Genomic DNA, 18,857 nt, shown 5'->3' with positions numbered 1-18,857 from the left:
CGACATCGGAACCGGCGTTGTCCGATGTTCCTCAGAGGTCCCCGGTGTCTCCTTCAGGGCGTTCACGTTCCCTTCGCCCTTCTCGCCGACCCTCACTCTGAGTGAAGGAATCCAATAAGGCTCCGGCGGCCAGTGTGGCCGTCGTATCGCCCGAACGGACCCTGCTCTCCATGTCGGGGATGAGATCGGCCACGGTCGCGTCCCTCAGGAACGTGTCCATGAGCCGGTCTCGCACCTGATCCCACATCCAGTCCACGCCCTGGGCGCTGCGCCGCTCGGCCAGGGACCCGTCGCGTTCCAGCACCGCGCGGTGCTCGACCACCGTGTCCCACACCTCGTCCAACCCGTCCCCGGTCATACCGCTACAGGTCAGCACGGGAGGACGCCATTCGGGGTGGACCGGCCGCAGCAGCCGCAGGGCCCGGGAGAGTTCCCGGGCGGCCTTCCTCGCGTCGGCGGCGTGCGGACCGTCGGCCTTGTTCACCGCCACGACGTCCACCAGTTCCAGGACGCCCTTCTTGATGCCCTGGAGCTGGTCGCCGGTGCGGGCCAGTGTGAGGAAGAGGAAGCAGTCGACCATCGCCGCGACCGTGACCTCGGACTGGCCGACGCCGACGGTCTCCACCAGGATCACGTCGAACCCGGCCGCCTCCATCAGCAGCATGGTCTCCCGGGTCGCCCGGGCCACCCCTCCCAGAGTGCCCGCCGTGGGAGAGGGTCGGATGAAGGCGTTCGGATCCACCGCCAGGGCCGCCATACGCGTCTTGTCCCCGAGGATGCTCCCGCCCGTCCGGGTCGAGGAGGGATCGACCGCCAGCACCGCGACCCGGTGCCCTCTGGAGGTGAGCCGGGTGCCGAGCGCGTCGATGAAGGTGGACTTCCCGACCCCCGGGACCCCGGTGATCCCCACCCTCTGGGCCTTGCCGGTGTGCGGCAGCAACCGCACCAGGAGTTCCTGGGCGGCGCGCGCGTGGTCCGGCCTGCGCGACTCGACCAGGGTGATCGCCCTGGCCAGGGTCGGCCGGTGCCCGGACAGGACCCCCTCGGCCAGGGCGTCCACGTCCACCGAGCGCCTCCTGCGCGCCGTCACGCTCACTCCCCTTCCAGGTCCGGGTCCACCCGCTCCTCCAACTGGTCGAGCAGATCGATGGCGGCCTCGGCGATCACCGTACCGGGCGGGAAGATCGCCGCCGCCCCGGCCTCGCGCAGCTCGGCGAAGTCCCCGGGAGGGATCACCCCGCCCACCACGATCATGATGTCCTCCCTGCCCAGCCCGGCCAGCTCCTCGCGCAACGCGGGCACCAGTGTCAGGTGCCCCGCGGCCAGCGAGGACACCCCGACCACGTGCACGTCGGCCTCCACCGCCTGCGCCGCGACCTCGGCCGGGGTCTGGAAGAGCGGACCCACGTCGACGTCGAAGCCCAGGTCCGCGAACGCGGTCGCGATGACCTTCTGGCCCCGGTCGTGACCGTCCTGCCCCATCTTCGCCACCAGGATGCGGGGGTTGCGCCCCTCCGCCTCGGCGAACTCCTCGACCCGGCGCGTCACCCGCTCCATCAGGTCGGCGGCGTTCTCGTTGCCCGCGGCCTCGTCCTTGTACACACCCTGGATGGTACGGATCTGACCGGAGTGACGGCCGAACACCCGCTCCATCGCGTCGGAGATCTCCCCGACCGTGGCCTTGGCCCGGGCCGCGTCGACGGCGGCCGCCAGCAGGTTGCCGGTCAGCGCCTCGTCGGTCCTGGACTCGCCCTCGGCGGCCCGGGTGAGGGCGTCCAGGGCCGAACGCACCCGTTCCTCGTCCCGTTCGGCGCGCAGACGGGCCAGCTTCTCCAACTGCTGGGCCCGCACACGGGAGTTGTCGACCTTGAGGACCTCGATCTCGTCGAGGCCGTCGGGGCGGTACTTGTTGACCCCGATCACCGGCTGACGCCCCGAGTCGATCCGCGCCTGGGTACGGGCGGCGGCCTCCTCGATCCGCATCTTGGGCAGACCGGCGTCGATCGCCGCGGCCATACCGCCGGCCGCCTCCACCTCCTGGATGTGCGACCACGCCTTGGCCGCCAGGCTCCGGGTGAGGCTCTCCACGTAGTAGCTGCCGCCCCAAGGGTCGACGACACGGGTGGTGCCCGACTCCTGCTGCAACAGCAGCTGGGTGTTGCGGGCGATGCGGGCGGAGAAGTCGGTGGGCAGCGCCAGCGCCTCGTCGAGGGCGTTGGTGTGCAACGACTGGGTGTGCCCCTGGGTGGCGGCCATCGCCTCCACGCAGGTGCGGGCCACGTTGTTGAACACGTCCTGGGCCGTCAGCGACCATCCCGAGGTCTGGGAGTGGGTGCGCAGGCTCAACGACTTGTCCTTGGCCGCGCCCAGGTCCCTGACCAGCCGCGCCCACAACAGGCGGGCGGCCCGCAGTTTGGCGACCTCCATGAAGAAGTTCATGCCGATCGCCCAGAAGAACGACAGGCGAGGCGCGAACACGTCCACGTCCAGCCCCGAACGCTGCCCGGCCCGGATGTACTCGACCCCGTCGGCCAGGGTGTAGGCCAGCTCCAGGTCGGCCGTGGCCCCGGCCTCCTGCATGTGGTAGCCGGAGATCGAGATGGAGTTGAAGCGCGGCATCCGCCGAGAGGTGTAGGCGAAGATGTCGGAGATGATCCGCATCGACGACTCGGGCGGATAGATGTAGGTGTTGCGGACCATGAACTCCTTGAGGATGTCGTTCTGGATGGTCCCCGACAGCTTCTCGGGGGGAACGCCCTGTTCCTCCGCCGCGACGATGTACAGGGCCAGAACCGGCAGCACGGCGCCGTTCATGGTCATGGACACGCTCATCCGGTCCAACGGGATGCCGTCGAACAACTGCCGCATGTCGTAGATGGAGTCGATGGCCACGCCCGCCATGCCGACGTCGCCGGCCACACGCGGGTGGTCGGAGTCGTAGCCCCGGTGGGTGGCCAGATCGAAGGCGACCGACAGCCCCTTCTGTCCGGCGGCCAGGTTGCGCCGGTAGAAGGCGTTGGACTCCTCCGCCGTGGAGAACCCGGCGTACTGGCGGATCGTCCAGGGCTGGTTGACGTACATGGTCGGATAGGGGCCGCGCAGGTAGGGCGGGATCCCCGGAAGACCGTCCACGAAGTCCAGCCCGGCCCGGTCGGCGGGTGTGTACAGGGGCTTGACCCCGATCCCTTCGGGGGTCTCCCACTCCAGGGCGTCGGCGGCCTTGCCGGTCGCCTCCTCCAATGCGCGTCGCCAGTCGGCCTCGCCCTTCTCGGCCGGGCCGGTGAAGGCGGGCGGGCGGGCCGGAACGTCGGAGAAGTCGGGGATCATGCGCTCTCCCCCTGTACGGAGTCGGTCGTGACGCTCGGCGGTTCGATGGTGAGGACGTCGAGCAGATCGGTGAGCAGGGCGACGGCGTCGCCGCCCTTGAACGCGAAGGAGTCCACGCCGGCCTCGCGGTAGGCGTCGCGGGGCGCCCCGGCCAGGATCACCCGGCGGGCCCCCGCGCCCTTCAGGGCACGGGCGAGCGTCTCGGCGTGCTCGGCGTAGAGGGCGTCGGAGGAACAGATCACCGCGACGCGGTGTCCGGAGTCGGCGAAGACCGTCACCGCCGTGTCGGCGTTCTCCAGCGGTCCGGGCGTGGCGGCGGCGATCCCACCGGCGGCCAGGAGGTTGGTGGCGAAGGAGGCCCGGGCGGTGTGCGCGGCCACCGGCCCCAGCGTGGCCAGGAAGGCGGTGGGCCGGTCCCCGGTCCGCTCCGTCCAGGCGTCGGAGCGGTCGCGCAGGGCCTCGTAGTCCCGGCCGCGGCGGCGCACCGGGAAACCGCCCGGAACCGGGGCCGGGGAGGCCACAGGGTCGGGGTCGCGTTCCAGCGGCGTCTCGTCCGGGTTCGGGAACTCGCTCAGACCGGTGAGCGGGGCGGCACGGGTCGCCAGGGCCTCACGACGGCGCTCCCACACCCGGTCCACCTCGGCGAGCAGGGTGCCGTCCACGATCACCGAGGCGATGCCTCCGGCGCGTTCCAGGGTTCGGAAGAACTCCCAGCCGGTCCGGTAGAGGTCGGCGGTGAGCGACTCCACGTAGAAGGAGCCGCCCGCCGGGTCGATGACCCTGGCCAGGTGGGACTCCTCGATCAGCATCGACTGGGTGTTGCGGGCGATCCGGCGGGCGAAGTCGTCGGGGCGACCGACCGCCGAGTCGAAGGGCGCGACGGTGACCGCGTCGGCCCCGCCGACCCCGGCCGCGAAGCAGGCCACGGTGGCGCGGAGCATGTTCACGTGCGGGTCGCGGCGGGTGAGCATCGCCTCGGAGGTGGTGGCGTGCACACGCGTCCCCCGACGGTCGGCGGGCACGCCCGAGGCCTCCAGGACCTGGTTCCACATGGCGCGGACGGCGCGAAGCTTGGCGATGACGGAGAACTGGTCGGCGTCGGCGGCCAACCGGAACTCGATCCGACCGGCGGCGTCGGCGACGTCGACCCCGGCTTCGACGAGCGCCCGCAGGTAGGCGGTCCCTGCGGCGACGGCCGCGCCGATCTCCTGGGAGACCGACCCGCCCGCATTGTGCACCAGGGTGCCGTCGGCGACGAACAACCCCAGGTGGGCGAAGCGCGCGGCGTGTTCGGCGGCGAAACGGGCGGCGTCGGCGACCTCGGGGCGTTCCCCGGCCAGGGCCGCCGTCGAGAGCGGGTCCAGCCCCAGGTGGGAGATGACCCGACCGTCGGGCACACCGGCGTCGGCGTGGACGCCGAGCAGGGCCGTGGCCGCTTCCAGGGCCTGCGGGCCGGCGGCGCTCAGGACGACCGGGGCCAGGTCCAGGTGGACGTCGGTGAGGGCCTCGGCCAGGCCGGAGACCGGCAGCCCCGCTCCGCCCACGTGGATCCACAGGGATCCCACACCGTTCATCAGGTCGTCGTGCGCGCGACGGCGGAGCACGGCCGGGTCGGGGTCGGTGTGCCGGGCCCGGATGTCCCATCCCTCCAGGACCCCGCCGCCGGGCCGGTGACCGCGGGTGAAGGGGGCGATCCCGGGAAAGCCGGGATCGGCCGCCGGAGGAGAGGAGGTGTAGAGGGGTTCGATGTCGAACCCGTCCAGGGTGGGGGTGTTCAGCACCGACTCCGGGGTGTCGGCGAGCCGTTCCTCGGCCACCCCGCTCTTGCGCAGCACACCCGCGACGAGCTCGCGCCACCGCTCACGGGTGGCCGGGGCGAAGCCCTCCGCCGGGTCGAGGGCCTCGGCGGACCCGCTCTCTGGGACGTCCATACTTCGAGATGGTAGAGAATCGCGCTCGGTTCCGGTACGTCGGGGTGCGGCGTACGACACACGGGTGGGAGAAACGCGCCTCGTCGCGGGCGGCCTCGTCCCTCCCCGTACGCGAACGGCCCCGCTCTCGGGCGGGGCCGTCCATCGGTTCGGGGGTCGGTTCAGCCGCAGTTGGTGCCGGTGCGCACGACCCACGCGTCACCGACCACGCCGCCCCAGTCCACGCACCGGCCGGCGGCGCTCAGGTAGACCGGACCCGCGTAGGCGGTCCAGTTCCCCGGGTCGCTCTCCCAGGAGGTGCTGTCACTGGTCTTGAGCACCGCGTCCATGTTCATCGCGGCTCCGGAGGAGGAGCGCACCACGACGACGCAGTTCTTCCCGCTGGAGTTGTTGTAGGCGAGGTAGACCGTTCCACCGCTGATGTCGGCCTGGTTGACCACGCCGTAGCCGCTGCCGCACTCTCCCCCGTAGGAGGCCGCGGCGGCCGGGACGGCCTGGGCGAGGACGGCGACCAGGGCGATGGCGATCCCGCCGGAGGCCCGGCGGACAAAAGACTTCAACACTTCTCCTCCTACCAGGGCGGGGTGCCCGTGCCGCTGGTCTTGTGATGTTCCACGAGCCGGGTGATCGTGATGGTGCCGTCGGCGTTCTCGGTATAGGTGACCTCGGCGGAGATGGTGCGGCCGCCGGAGTTGACGTAGGAGGTCAACGCGGACGGGCTGGAGGAGACCGAACCGGCCTCCCCGTCCCCGATGGATCCGGCCTGCCCCTGACAGAAGCTCCACGCGCAGACCACCGTCGCGCCGTCGAGCGAGCCGTAGTGCCCGGAACCGCCCGAGGGCTGGAAGGCGACCACCTCGCCGCCCGAGGGGCGTTCACCGGAGGCGGAGACCCCGGATCCGACGGTGGCCATGGTGGTGACCGGTTCTCCGGCCTCTTCCTCGTCGTTCTCGTCGTCCTTCTCGTCGTCCTCGTCGGAGGCGTCGTCCGAGGGCTCGTCCGAGGGTGAGGCATCCTCCGAGGGTTCCGTGCCGACCGGCCCGGGGCGCCGGATCTCCTCGCCGGAGGCCTCCTCGGTCCCCTCGTCCTCCCCGGGCTCGTCCCCACCGGAGAACCAGGAGGCCATGGGGAGGGAGCCCCAGTTGGAGGCCAGGGCCACGCCGCCGAAGCCGAGTCCGGCGATGAGGGCCAGGGCGCCCACACCCGCACCGACGAAGGCCAGGACCCTGCCGGTGTTCCCTCCGCCTCGTGCCACGGCGAACTCGCGTTCGGGCGCGGTCTGGACGCCGTGCCAGTTGTCGTCGACCAGAGCGCCCATGGCGTTGCCCGCGGCGGCGGCCGAGGCCACCGGGGCGTAGGAACGGCCCGGGGCGCTCACCTCCACCATCGCGGTGACCAGTTCGAGGGCGGTGGGCCGTTGGGCCCCCTCCTTGACCATGGCCCGTGAGGCGAGGTCGGCGAGCGGACCGGTGAAGCCCTCCATGTCGGGCGCGCCGCTGATGACCCGATGGGCGATGGCGGCCGGGTCGCCGCTGCCGAAGGGGGGACGTCCGGTCGCCGCGTACGAGACCAGGGCTCCCCAGGCGAAGATGTCGTCGGCCGTGCTGACCGGGGCGCCCTGGTAGTGGTCGGGGCTGATCCAGCCGGGAGAGCCCATGATCGAACCGGTGCGTGTGAGCGCGGTCTGGTCGACCGCGCGGGCCACACCGAAGTCGAGGACACGGGGCCCCTCGGGCGACAGGACGATGTTGGCGGGCTTGAGGTCGCGGTGCGCGATGCCCACCTCGTGGATCTGGGAGAGGGCCTCGGCCACACCGGCGGCCAGACCGATCAGCAGACGTTCGTCGAGGGCGCCGTGCTTGCGCATGTAGGCGCTGAGGGTCATCCCCCGTACCAGCGGGGTGACCAGCCAGGGCCGTTCGGCCTCGGGGTCGGCGTCCAGCAGGGGCACGGCGCAGGCGCCGCCCACCTTGCCGAGCAGTTCGACCTCACGGGCGAAACGCGCTCGGAACTCGGGGTCGGAGGCGTACTCGGGATGGATGAGCTTGACCGCGACCAGCTCTCCCCCGTCCTTCCGCGCGGCGTAGACGACGCCCATGCCGCCGGAGCCCAGACGCTTGAGCGTCCGGTAGGGCCCGATCCTGGCCGGATCGGTGGAGGTGAGGTCGGTCGCGGTGACCGGAAGCGTGATGGCTGAGGGGGTCGGATTCACTGGGAAATGGTCCTGGTCGGCGTATAGGTGGGAAGGGCGAGACAGGCGGCATGCTCAGGCGCCCGCCGAGTACAGGGGGAGGAAGAGGGGGAAAGGGGGAGTAAGTGGATACTACTCCTCCCCCTCTCCGTCGAAGGGTCGTGGCGGTCAGGGCATCGGTACCCTCACCTGCTGAATGCGCCCGTCGCCCAGGTGCAGGTAGGCGGTTCCGGGCGTGAGGCGGGGGCTGGACACCCCCTTGGGCAGACGCAGCCCCAGGACCTCGCCGTCGGCCTGGCTCTGCGGGGACAGCAGGGCGCCGACCCGGTTGCGCTTGAGGTGCACGTGCCAGCCGTTGAAACCGCCCTGGAGCGCCTCGTTGGTGCCGGCGGCGACGATGCCCCACCCGGCGCCCACCATGCCCCGCGCGATCCGGGTGAACTCCTTGCCCAGATCGCTCTGGAGCAGGAGTTCGGCGTCGTCGATCATCACGACCGCCGTCTCGCCCTCGAAACTTCCGAGCGCCTCGTGGAGCTGGGAAAGTCGGGGTTCGGCGGCGTCGATGACCGCCCGGACACCGCGTCGGGTCCTCAGGTCCCCCAGTCGCGAACCGCGCGGGGTGACCAGCAACAGTTCCGTGCCGCCCTCCAGCAGGGACTCGGCCATCACGGTGAGCATGCTGGACCGCCCGGACTGGGGCGGACCGCTCACCAGGAAGGTGGGGATGCGCGACAGGTCCGCGGTGACCGCTCCGAGCTCGTTGCCACCGACACCGATCAGAGCGTGCAGCGGACGGGGCGGGGCGGAACGAAAGCGGGACATGTCCGCCATGGTGAGTCGGTCGGGAAGGACGTCGACCCGGAAGGGGCGCGGCCCGCCCTCGGGCCGGGGGCGCCTGGACACGAAGTCGGCGATCCGCCCCAGTTCGGCGCCCTGCGCGGCGCCCTGCGGGTTCCGGGTCAGCAGGGCGATCTGCACCTCCAGGGCGTCGGAGGCGCGGAAGGCGCGGCCGTCCGGGACCTCCTCCGGCAGGGAGCGGGCCTGGAGCCCGGCCGAGCTGTAGTCGCCGGCGTCGTTGCAGCGCAGGACCAGCAGGTCCTCGGTGGTGGAGGAGTACTTGGTGCGGGTCAGGAGGCGGTCTCCGGTGGCGACCACGTGCACGCCCACGCCGGCGCCGTCCCGCATCAGGGTGGTGACGTCCTCGACGAGGGCGCCGTAGTTGTACTCGCCGAAGGCCTGCTCGAAGGCGTCCAGCCGGTCGATGAACAGCACGATGTGAGCGGGACGCTCCGTCGCGGGCACCTTGGCCCGCAGCTCCTCCAGGTCGGCGCATCCGTGCGCCGCGAGGAGCTTCTGACGTCGGTCCAGCTCTTCGCCGAGCAGCCCCAGCAGACGCACCACCCGGTCGCCCTGGGTCCGCTGGGCGACCGCGCCGCAGTGGGGCAGCCGCTCCAGCGGCAGGAGCGCGCCGTTGCCGCAGTCCAGGCCGTACATGTGGACGTCGTCGGGATGGTGTCCCAGCGCCAGGGAGGCCGCGAGGGTGCGCAGGGTCTGGGAGCGGCCGGTCCGGCCCGACCCCATGACGTGCAGGTGTCCGGTCCGGGACAGGTCGAACGTGTAGGGCGTCTGCCGCTGCTGCGCGGGGATGTCCACGAGACCGACCGGGACCGGTCGGACCGTTCCGGGCTCGGGCGTGGGCGGACGTCCCCCCAGCAGCGCGGACAGGGTGAGCGTGGTGGGCAGCGCCTCCAACCAGGGGCTCGGCTGACGTCGGGCGCCGACCTGTTCGGCCGCCTCCTTCACGGCCGCCACCAGGGCGGTGAGGTCGGTGGACTCCACGTCGCCGCTCTCCTGGCCCTCGCGTACGGCGACCGGTGCCGGAAGGGCCAGGTCGGACCACTTCACCGCGTGGGCGATCGGGTCGGAGGCGTTCTCGACCGCGACGACCCGGCGACCGCCGACCCGTCCGGACTGGAACGGCAGGAGGGAGGCGTGTCCGAGCCTGGCGTAGGCGCGACCGGGTGTGTCGATCCCGATGTGGGCCGACTCCGGGGCGTCGATGACGTCACGGCTCTCGGTCTCGTCGGTCATCCGCAGGGCGATCCGCAGGTTGGTGTTGGCACGGATGTCGTTGGTGACCACACCGCCGGGGCGTTGGGTGGCCAGCACCAGGTGGATGCCGAGCGACCGGCCCCGCTGGGCGATGTTGACCAGGCCCTTGACGAAGTCCGGCAGTTCGCGCGCCATGGACGCGAACTCATCGATGACCAGCATCAGACGCGGCATCTGCGGCATGCTCGGGTCTCGGTCCAGGAGTTCGAGATAGTCCTCGATGTCCTTGGCCCCGGCCTTGGCCAGGATGTGCTCGCGGCGGTGGAGTTCGGCGCCGAGCGAGACCAGCGCGCGCCCCACCAGGTGGGTGTCGAGGTCGGTGACCATGCCGACGGTGTGCGGCAGGTCGACACAGTCCTTGAAGGCGCTGCCGCCCTTGTAGTCGACCAGGACGAACGACATCGACTCGGGCCGGTTGACCGCGGCGAGAGAGGCCACCAGGGTCTGGAGCAGCTCGGACTTACCGGAACCGGTGGTGCCCGCGATGAGCGCGTGGGGGCCGTCACGGCGGATGTCGACCGCGAAGGCGCCGTCCAGCCCCACACCGAGCGTGGCGACCGTGCTGCGACCACCGCTCACCCAGTGGGCGGCGATGGCCTCGCCGTTCGGGGGCTCCAGTCCGATCACGTCGAGCAGGCGGGCGCTGCGCGGCAGCGCTCCCCCGGCCTCGCCCACGCTGCTGTCGCGCAGGGGCGCCAGCGCCCGGCCCAGCCGTTCCGCCCAGGCGGCGGAGGGGACGTCGGCGCGCACGTCCTCGACGTTGTCGAAGGAGGTACGGCGCAGGCGCATCCCGTGCGGGGTGATCCCGACGACGGCGCGGCATTCCTCGGGGAGCAGTCGCTCCTCCGCGTCCAGGCACAGAACGTAGATGCCCACCTCGGGGCCCTCTCGCAGCAACTGCACCACGCCGGGAAGGGAGCGGATCCGGCGGGCGCCGTCGAGCACGACCACGATCGCCGGTTCCTCGTCGGCCGCTCCGCGCGGCGCCTGGGCCCGGGCCTCCATGATCATCTGGAGTTCGGAGATCCGCCGGGCGCAGGTGGTGGCGTCGATACCGATCCTGCCCAGCGAGAGTCGGGGGTGTTCGCCGCGCAGGTGCGGGACGTAGCGGGTCCAGCGCCACCGGTTGTGGTCGCCCTCCATCGACAGCAGGTAGAGCTGGAGCTCGGCCGGGCTGTGCAGGGTGACGAGCTGGGCGACCAGCCACCGTTCCAGGGCCTGGGCCCCCTCGCCGCTCCCGGCCACGCCCACGACGCCGTTGTCCTTGACCGAGACGCTGACCGGCACGTCCTTCATGTCCCAGGTGACCTCCTTGCGGTGGTCGTCCTTGGTGGGGTCCATGAGGACCACCTGGGAGGGGATGCTGCCGGTGCCCATCCTCAGCAGGGTGAAGTCCTCGTCGATCTGGCGGCGTTCCCACAGTCGGGAGCGGGGCCCGGTCGCCAGCAGGAGCACGGCGGCGGGGTCGGGGCAGGTGTCTCGCAGCCGACGCTGCTCGGAGACGAGGGCGTCGCGGGCGTCCTTGGTGACCCGCTCCGTCTTCTCCTCGAACTCGCGCATCTGCCGGTCGTAGCGGGCCTTGCTGGTCTTGCGCTGCATGAGCTGCATGAACAGCACCGAGACCGGCGCGAGCAGCCCGATGAGCAGCATCTGCGGCCGGTTCATGATGAGCGCGCCGCCGACCGCCATCGTGATCGGCATCAGGATCATCATGATCAACTGGGCGATCGGCCGGTCCGGCGGTTCGGGCGGGCTGGGCAGTTTGAACTTGGTCTTGCTGGGCGCCGGGTGCAGGCGGGGAGGCCGGTTGTAGTCCAGACCGGTGCCGTCCTCGGAGGGCACGATCGCGGCATCGGGGCGGTGGTTGGGCCAGACCTCGAAGAGGGTGCCGCCCAGGGTCAGCTGTTCGCCCTGCGGCCAGGCCGTGTCCGCCGCGACGTTCTCCCTCTCCAGCCGGACCCCGGAGCCGTCGCTCGTGCGCAGGATGGTGACGGTCCCGTCGGGGGCCACCCGGATCCGCGCCCAGTGGCCGTCGGCGTCGACGACCAGCACCGCGCTCTCGTGGTCGCCGATCACGTAGTCGCCCGGGTCGAGTCGGACCACGCGTCCGGCGTCGAACCCCGAGACCACCCTGATCTCGACGACGCCCGGCGGCTCCGCCTTGACCTCCGCCGGCCCGCCCACACCGATGACGGCGCCGTCGAGGATGCCGGCCTCGGACAGGGAGACGGCCGGATCGACCTTGCGCTCACCGACGTAGAGCGGGACCTCGCGGCCCGTCCTCGGCAGGGTACGGACCATGGGGTCCACGACCTCGATGAGCTGACGCACCGTCGCGCCGGGGTCGGCGTCGACGAGCATGTCCAGTCGCAGAGGCGATGAGGCGACGGGGCCGGAGCCGTCCGGACCGTCCACTGACGGACCGGTGGCCGGGGTCGCGGTGAAGAGGAGGCGCACGGTGGACTGTTTCCGATCGATCTACGGGCGGGGAAGGGTGCGGTGAAAACGGTCGGGGCGGTTCGGAGCGCTCCGAACCGCCCCCACACCCGACCGGGGGATCGGGCAGGGGGATGTGCGGTGCCGGCTAGCCCTTGAGGCCCTCGCCGAGCTTCTCGTCGGTCTCGCTGAAGGTGGTGCCGACCTGCTTGATGTACTTGGCGATGCCCTCCAGACCCTTGTTGACGTCCTCGAAGCCGCTGTTGAAGTCCTCGAAGAAGGGGCGGAAGTGCTTCTCGGCGGCGGGCGTGCTGTAGCCGTCCGAGATCAGGCCGTCGACCTTGTTCTTGATGCCCTGGAGTCGCTCGGTGAACTCGTTGAACTCCTGGGTGAGGGAGCCGGAGGTCTCCTCGGTCTTGTCGCTGTCGACGTTGTAGGCGGGCATGTGGGGCTCCTTGTGTTCTGCTCGGTGGCCGCGTCCGGCCGGGTTGTCGAGGTGAAGGCCGGGGCTCCGTGAACCTGACCATTGTGGTGGATAACCGCACCGACCAGGAGGTTCGCCCCCGCTTTCACCGTTTTCACGGCTACCGCCCCGGGTTCACTTCGCGTTCCCAGAAGCGGGCCGTACCGGTGATCGCGTCGAAGAGGTCCAGGACCTCCTCCGCCTCCCGGGAGTTGGGGCTGGTGCAGCTGACCATGATCCGTTTGTTCAGATCGGGGTATTCGAAGGCGGTGTGCATGGCCACCGTGCGGACGATCGCCTCGTCGGTGTCGTAGTCGGTGATGCCGTAGATGCGGCCACAGCGCCCGAGCCCGGATTCGGCCAGGTCGACGGTGGTCTTGCGCAGCCACGTGCCCTCGCGCGCGGTGGCCGAGGCCGGGTAGACGTGCTCGACCAGCTTCAGGGGATCGAGGGCGTTCTCGCCTCGACCCGACGGGAAGACGAACACGCAGACGTTCGCCATGAAGAAGCCGTCGTCGTACTCCTCGAAGGTCCCCGCCGCCGAGACCAGCCCGGAGCCGGTCGCGTCACCGGTCACCTGGGCGATGTCGGTGAACAGGTCGTTGAGGGCGTCCGCGTCCTCGGTCCGGTTCCCGTACCTCTCCAGCGCCCGGGAACGCATCTCGGCCAGCGAGTCGCCGGACAGGTCGTACTGCGCCCAGTGCTCCGGGATGTCGATGTCGAACATGACGTCCGCCTTCGGGACGTCCTCCTCGAACAGGTACGGCATGGCGATGGTCCTCTTCGTTTCGACGGTCTACGCGTAGGCCTGGCCCTGGCCGCCCCCGGCGCCGGACCCCTTCTTGTCGTCCGTCAGGCTCTTGCCCAGCTCCTCGTCGGCCTCCTCGAAGGTCTCGATGACGGGGCCGAGCGCCTCCAGCAACTTGCCCAGGTCCTCGGCCTGCCGCTCGTAGTTCTTCTTGCAGTCCTTGCCGTAGTCCTTGGCCTTGTCCACCAGGTTCCCCGGGCCGATGTCCTCGGCCCGGTCCTCCGGACTCTTGACGTCCTCGCCGGCGAAGGCGTTCGCGATGCGCGCGAGCGAGGTCTCCATCTCGATCACCGCGTCCATGTCGATCTTGACGATCTTGGCCATCGGGCCCTCCTCTCACACGACGTCAGCCGTCGTCCCGTTGCTTCCTGAGTTCCTCGACGTCGATGCCCCGCAACTCGGCGAGCTCCTCTTCCAGACGCTCCCGCTCCCGCTCCGCCTCGGCGAAGGCCTGGTCCATCCGGGCCTCCTCCTTGAACTCCGCGGGGCCGGCCCGCGGGTCCTGACGGCTCTCCAGATAGTCGCCCTTGACCTCGTCGGAGAGCAGTTTGTCGAGGAGGTCCAGCTTCGCTTCGACCTTTTCCGCCTCTTCCGCCCGCTCCTCCTCGTTCAGGAAGTCCTCGTGGAACTCCTCCAACATCCCGTCCCTGAGCCGGTTGCGCATGGCCTGGTGGCTCAGCTCCAGGATCGCGCCGGAACCGCCCCCGAAACGGGTCTCCGCCGCCGCCTTGGGGATCGCGGTCCCCATCTGCATGAGCGACTGCTCCAGGTACCTGGGGTTGGGCAGACCGTCGGGGCCGAACTCCAGCTTGTCCGCGAACCAGTCGAGGTGGTACCGGAGCATGTCGACCCCGAACCCGAGGGTGATGTTGAGGGCGTTCTTGAAGAGCTCCAGGGGGATCGCCTCCAGAGCGGCCATCCTCGTCGAACGGACCGAGGTGACCGGTGTTCTCTCTCCGGAATCGGAGGAGCCGCGTGCGCCGTCGCCGGAACCGTCCGTCTCACCGCGGTCCGCCGAGCCCCGGTGGGCCTCGGGGACCCCGCCCTCGCCCTCCCTCGTCGGGGAGTCGGCGTCCTCGTCCCGACGCGGGGTCGGGCCATCGGATCCGTCCGGACGCGGGGCCGTCGGTGCGTCGTCCCCGCCGGCGCGCGGAATGTCCACACGCTGCTGGGCGCCGCCGGGCGCGCTGACGCGCACGTGGTCCTCGGTGATCCGCAGGTCGGGTGTGCCCCTTCCCTCGGTGACCACCCGGACACCGCCACGACCGTCCGAGATCCTGGTCCTGCCCCCGTCGTCGCTCATCGAGCTCCGTCCGGCGGGCGTCTGGTCCCCCTCGATGTTCCCCGAGCGGAAGGAGACCTGGTCCCCGTCGTGGAACGGGCGGGCCAGGGAGCCCGGACCGGACTGCGGGCGCGTCGTGATCTCGTGCCGGGAATCCGTCCGGCCGCTCATGCTCTCGCCGTTCGTGGTGGCCCGCCAGTCCGGGGACGACGAACCGTCTCCCTCCGGCCGGGAGCCGCGCATCCCGACCCCGGAAGGACGCACCTCGACGACACGGTCTCCGCTGTGCACGTCCGGCGCGCCTCCGCGCGGCACGTCGGCGACGACCCGGTCGCCTTCGACGTGGACGGTGGTCCCGTCCCCGCTTCGCACGCTGCCTTCGTCTCCCTCGTGCGACACGTGGGTCGTGGGGTCGTCGCTCTCGGAGCGGGTCCGTGCGGCCCCCCTCCCCTGGGAGTCTCCGGGCTCGACCTCGGTCCGGGTCGTCCCGTCGCCGACGTACGCCCCGTCCCGAGAGCTTCCGGCCGTGACCCCGTCAGGACCGTGGACGGACACCCACGAAGGAACGTCCGAGCTCCCGTCGCCGGCGGGAGTGGAGACGACGCTGAGGTCGCCGCTGCCCATCTCGTTCGTGCCGTCGGCCCGGCGGGCCATCTCCAACGAGTTCCCGTCGGCGTCCGGTGGGGTACGGACCCCGGCCGCGTCGGCCCCGTCCGCGTCCACCCGCCAACCGCCCGGGGTGTCCACCTGAAGGGTGACGTCCGAGCCGTCCGGGCTGTTCGGGCCGAGGGCGATCCGGTGACCGTCGACCTGAATCGAGGGGGCCCGCCCCGCTCCGTCCGCTCCATGGACGCTCGTCGTCCCGTCGGGCGCGGTGACCCGGAGGCCGGGCCTGCCGTCGACGTCGACCACCCTGACCTCGCTGCCGGAGCCGGTCCGGACCACGCCGTCCGGAGATCCGGGCTCGTCGAAGGTGATCCGGGTGTCCCCGACGGTGATGGTGCCGTCCGCGTCCCGGGACGCCCGTTGTGGCGAGGCCTCGCCGGCCGTGATGTCGAATCCTCCATCACCTCGGCCGAGTGCGGTGGCGCCCGCTCCGCTCGCGGTGCCGATCCCATCGCGCGAGCGCCACAGGTCGACGCCCCGGCTCTCGTCCGACACACGCGCGTCCCCCGGCGAAGCCGTCGCGCGTGTGCTCCCCGAATCCAGGGTGACCGTGTCGGTGCCCCGGTCGTAGCTCTGGGTGGAGCCATCGGTGACCACCCGGTAGCCGTCCGGGCCCATCTCGGTGGTACGACCACCGAGCCGGTCGGTCACCCTGGTCATCGGCGCGGCTCCGTCGCCATCGACGGCGGGCCTGGTCACCTGAGGACCGGCGTCACCGAAACGCAGGTCGACGGGGCCGCCCTCCTGGACGATCCTGGTGGGGGCGCCGTTCGTGGGACGAGTGACGCTCAGGCCGTCGGAGGTGGAGATCGTGGCGCCCTGGTCGTCCCTGGAGACCGTGACGTCCCCCTGGTCGGTGGGGACCGTCAATCGTCCATCGCGGTAGGAGGCACCGGGCCGCCCTTCCGGGCCGGTCACCTCGACGGTGCCCGATTCACCCCTCTCTCCACGGGAGACGGTGACCCCGGAGCCGTCCTGCGTGGTCACGCCGAAGCCGTTCTCGGAACGGGTCACCGTGCGGTCTCCGACCGTGACGCGGTCCCGGGTCACGTCCATGGTGAAGTCCGGTTCGTTCCCCGGCGTCGGGTGCCGGTAGGAGACCGTGGGCTCCCCGTTCGCGTCGCGTGTGGTCGTGTAGGAACCGTTCCCGTGGCTTTCGACCGTCTCCCGTCGAGGTGCTCCGTCCCCCGCGGCCGTCTCGTCCGGTCGGACGGCAGAGGTCGTGTCGATGGGCGGTGGGGCACCGGTGGTGGTGTCGTCCCCGTCGGTCCGGGACCCCGTGGAAGATCCCGTCGTGGTGGTGTCACCGTCGGCCCGGGGACCGGACGTGTCGCCGCCGCCCGTCTCCGGGTCGTCCGTGGTCGAGCGACCCGTCGAGGAGGTGTCCATCCCGTCCACGTCCGCGATCGTGCTCCGGGGTCGGGCGGATGGCTGGGGCATGGGGGTACCGCCCCCGGACCTGGTCACCGGGGCGAAGTCCTCACGAGGCTCCTCGCCGGAGCGCCGGCCCTCGCCCGCGTCGCTCCGTGCGGACGTGTCCTCCCCGTCGGAGGAACGGTCGGTGCTGCCACCATCGCCTGAGGTCTCCGGGGTGGCGCCACGGTCGGAGGCGTTCGGTTCGGAGCCCGTGGTGGGAGCACCGTCTCCGGTCGTGGAATCGCCCGTGGCCCCGATGGTCCCCGCCGGGGGTCCGCCGGCGTCGCCCTGACCGGAGGTGCCGTCGGCGGCCTCCGGGGACCGGGGGGTGCCCCCGCCGACGGAGGTGTCCGCGGCCCCGCTCTCGGGGGATCCGGTGGAGTCCGTCGTGGTCGGCGCGGCGGAGGAGGCGACCGTCGGTTCGGCTGTCGGTCCACCGGTGGGTTCCGGGCTCGGTGTCGAGGTCGGAACGCCTCCGTCCGAGGTGTTCGCGGCCGTCGACGTCGAGGTGGACGGGCCGCTCTCGGACACACCGCCTCCCGCCGGCGCTCCGGTGGAGGCGTCGGGAGAACCGGTCGCGGCCGGGCCGCTCTCGGACGTCGAGGGGTTCGTAGGGCCGGACTGCACGCTTCCGCCGATGTCCGAGGGACCGCCGGTCGACTCGGGGGCCGTACCGACCGAGGAGGTCTCGACGTCCGGGTTCGAGGGAACGGCCGCGGGTTCGGTCGTCGTACCGCCCCCGCCGTCCGGGGCGTCGAAGGAGGCCTGCGCGGGCGTCCCCTGGCCACCGGTGTCGGAGGGCCGAACGGTCGAGGGGTCCGAGGAGTCGCCGGAACGGGTCCCGGAACCAGCGGTCTCCGTGTCGCCTCCGATACCACTGACCTCCCCACCTCCCGTGGCCGGCTCCGGAGCCTCGCCGGAGCCGACGGGGTCCGGTGTCGGGTCGCCGCCACCGGTGCCGACGCCGGTGCCTCCGTCGCCCCCGGAGCCCAAACCACCGAAGGACGGGAGCATGTCGTGGGTCTTGAGGGCGCCCACGGTCGAGCCCGCGGCGCTGGTCCCCAGAGCGGTCAAGACCTCGTGCCCCAGATCGATCTCCTCCCAGGGCACACCTTCACCGGCCATCTGCACCGTGATCGAGGCGCCCATGCTCGTCGCGGAGTCCTTGACGATGTTGTAGCCGATGTCCGCCGTGACGTGGTCCGATCGGAACCTTCTGACCTGTCCGGCCCGGGTGGTCACCGCGGTGACGCCCCTGCTGTTGCGGACCGCGGTGGCCGCACTGCGCACACCGCCGGCGGCCCGCCCCGGAACCCGGGTGGCCGCCCGGCCCGCGACCCGGCCGACCGCACGGCCGCCGCGGAGGAGGGCTCCACCGGGGATCAGCGAGACGGCGTCCATGCCGAGGGTGAACAGGGTCTCCTTGTTGAAGCCGAGCTTGCCCTCCTTGAAGAGGCCGGCCCCGCTGATCGAGAGGGCCACGAGGGCCAGGGCGATCCCCAATCCGGGGATGAAGATGGCGGCGATACCGGCGACGACCATCGCCACCGCGTAGAGGAGGGGGTTATCCTCCACCCAGGTGACGATCTTGTCGAGCCAGCCCCACAGTTTGCGGGGGCTGCCCTGCTTGGCCTCTTCCAGGGCCCGGGCGCACTCGTCCGCCTTCCCCTGCATGTCGTTGAGGACACGCTCCAGCTTGGCGATGTGCGTCTGACGGACGGGATCGTCCCCGTCCACCTTGTTCTTCCAGGCGTCGGTGTCCTCCAGAGCCAGATAGGCCTCGGCCGCCGCACGCGCGATCGTCGCGCTGTCCGCGCGGGCCGTCTCCAGCGAGGTCTCCCACTTGTCGAGGGCCCGGTACCCCGACTCGTAGGCGGATTGCGCCTTGTCCAGGTACTTGGGCAGCTCGTTGACGAGTTCCTTGAGCGCGTCGACGGTGTCGCCCTCGCCCAGGCGATCGCTCTCCAGACGACGCATGTCGGCGGCGGCCTGCTCGGCCGCGTCCGACAGCCTCTCGTAGAACCTGCTCAGCGAACGGACGTCACTCGTGACCCAGGGGACGGGGTCCTCGGATCGATCGAGAAGATCCCACCGGAGATACTCCCGTGGTTGCTTGGTCACGTCTCGACCTTCCCGCTTCCGCTCCCGATACGGCGCCGTGTCGCGCGCCGGGGGCGCGACGGCGGGACCTGTGGGGGACTCAGGTCCTGTGGGGGCATCGAACA

Annotated in this window: 10 protein-coding genes; all 10 read right to left on the bottom strand. The window is 71.3% G+C overall.

Going from position 1 to position 18,857, the window contains the following annotated elements:
* Positions 1-31: 31 nt before the first annotated feature.
* The 10 genes from meaB to D451_RS0100915 all read right to left on the bottom strand — a co-directional run bounded on the left by meaB (position 32) and on the right by D451_RS0100915 (position 18,753).
* Positions 32-1,096, bottom strand: a complete 1,065-nt coding sequence (meaB, locus tag D451_RS0100960; protein WP_026124721.1) for a methylmalonyl Co-A mutase-associated GTPase MeaB — start codon at positions 1,094-1,096, stop codon at positions 32-34.
* On the bottom strand, positions 1,093-3,327 hold the full coding sequence (scpA, locus tag D451_RS0100955; RefSeq protein ID WP_014911751.1) for a methylmalonyl-CoA mutase: 2,235 nt from the start codon (positions 3,325-3,327) through the stop codon (positions 1,093-1,095). The genes meaB and scpA overlap by 4 nt, the downstream gene beginning before the upstream one ends.
* Positions 3,324-5,258: a methylmalonyl-CoA mutase family protein gene (locus D451_RS0100950; RefSeq protein WP_017533094.1), complete on the bottom strand. Its 1,935-nt coding sequence runs from the start codon at positions 5,256-5,258 to the stop codon at positions 3,324-3,326. The genes scpA and D451_RS0100950 overlap by 4 nt, the downstream gene beginning before the upstream one ends.
* 161 nt (positions 5,259-5,419) lie before the next feature.
* Complete coding sequence (locus tag D451_RS0100945) at positions 5,420-5,818, bottom strand: hypothetical protein (protein WP_014909074.1); 399 nt, start codon at positions 5,816-5,818, stop codon at positions 5,420-5,422.
* A gap of 11 nt (positions 5,819-5,829) precedes the next feature.
* Positions 5,830-7,470 (bottom strand): serine/threonine-protein kinase, encoded by a 1,641-nt coding sequence (locus D451_RS0100940; RefSeq protein WP_026124719.1) that lies wholly within the window; start codon positions 7,468-7,470, stop codon positions 5,830-5,832.
* Between the two features lie 147 nt (positions 7,471-7,617).
* Entirely contained in the window at positions 7,618-12,018 is a 4,401-nt protein-coding gene (locus D451_RS0100935) for an FtsK/SpoIIIE domain-containing protein (protein ID WP_017533093.1), read from the bottom strand.
* A gap of 127 nt (positions 12,019-12,145) precedes the next feature.
* Positions 12,146-12,442, bottom strand: coding sequence for a WXG100 family type VII secretion target (locus D451_RS0100930; RefSeq protein WP_014912563.1), 297 nt, complete (start codon positions 12,440-12,442; stop codon positions 12,146-12,148).
* Between the two features lie 139 nt (positions 12,443-12,581).
* Positions 12,582-13,229 (bottom strand): hypothetical protein, encoded by a 648-nt coding sequence (locus D451_RS0100925; RefSeq protein WP_017533092.1) that lies wholly within the window; start codon positions 13,227-13,229, stop codon positions 12,582-12,584.
* A 27-nt stretch (positions 13,230-13,256) separates the two neighbouring features.
* Positions 13,257-13,592 (bottom strand): hypothetical protein, encoded by a 336-nt coding sequence (locus D451_RS0100920; protein WP_014913516.1) that lies wholly within the window; start codon positions 13,590-13,592, stop codon positions 13,257-13,259.
* Positions 13,593-13,614: 22 nt separating this feature from the next.
* Complete coding sequence (locus tag D451_RS0100915) at positions 13,615-18,753, bottom strand: hypothetical protein (protein WP_026124718.1); 5,139 nt, start codon at positions 18,751-18,753, stop codon at positions 13,615-13,617.
* Positions 18,754-18,857 lie beyond the last annotated feature (104 nt).

Origin of the sequence: Nocardiopsis alba DSM 43377 (assembly GCF_000341225.1) — a bacterium.
Classification (GTDB): Bacteria; Actinomycetota; Actinomycetes; order Streptosporangiales; family Streptosporangiaceae; genus Nocardiopsis; species Nocardiopsis alba.
This window is presented reverse-complemented; position numbering and strand designations above follow the sequence as displayed.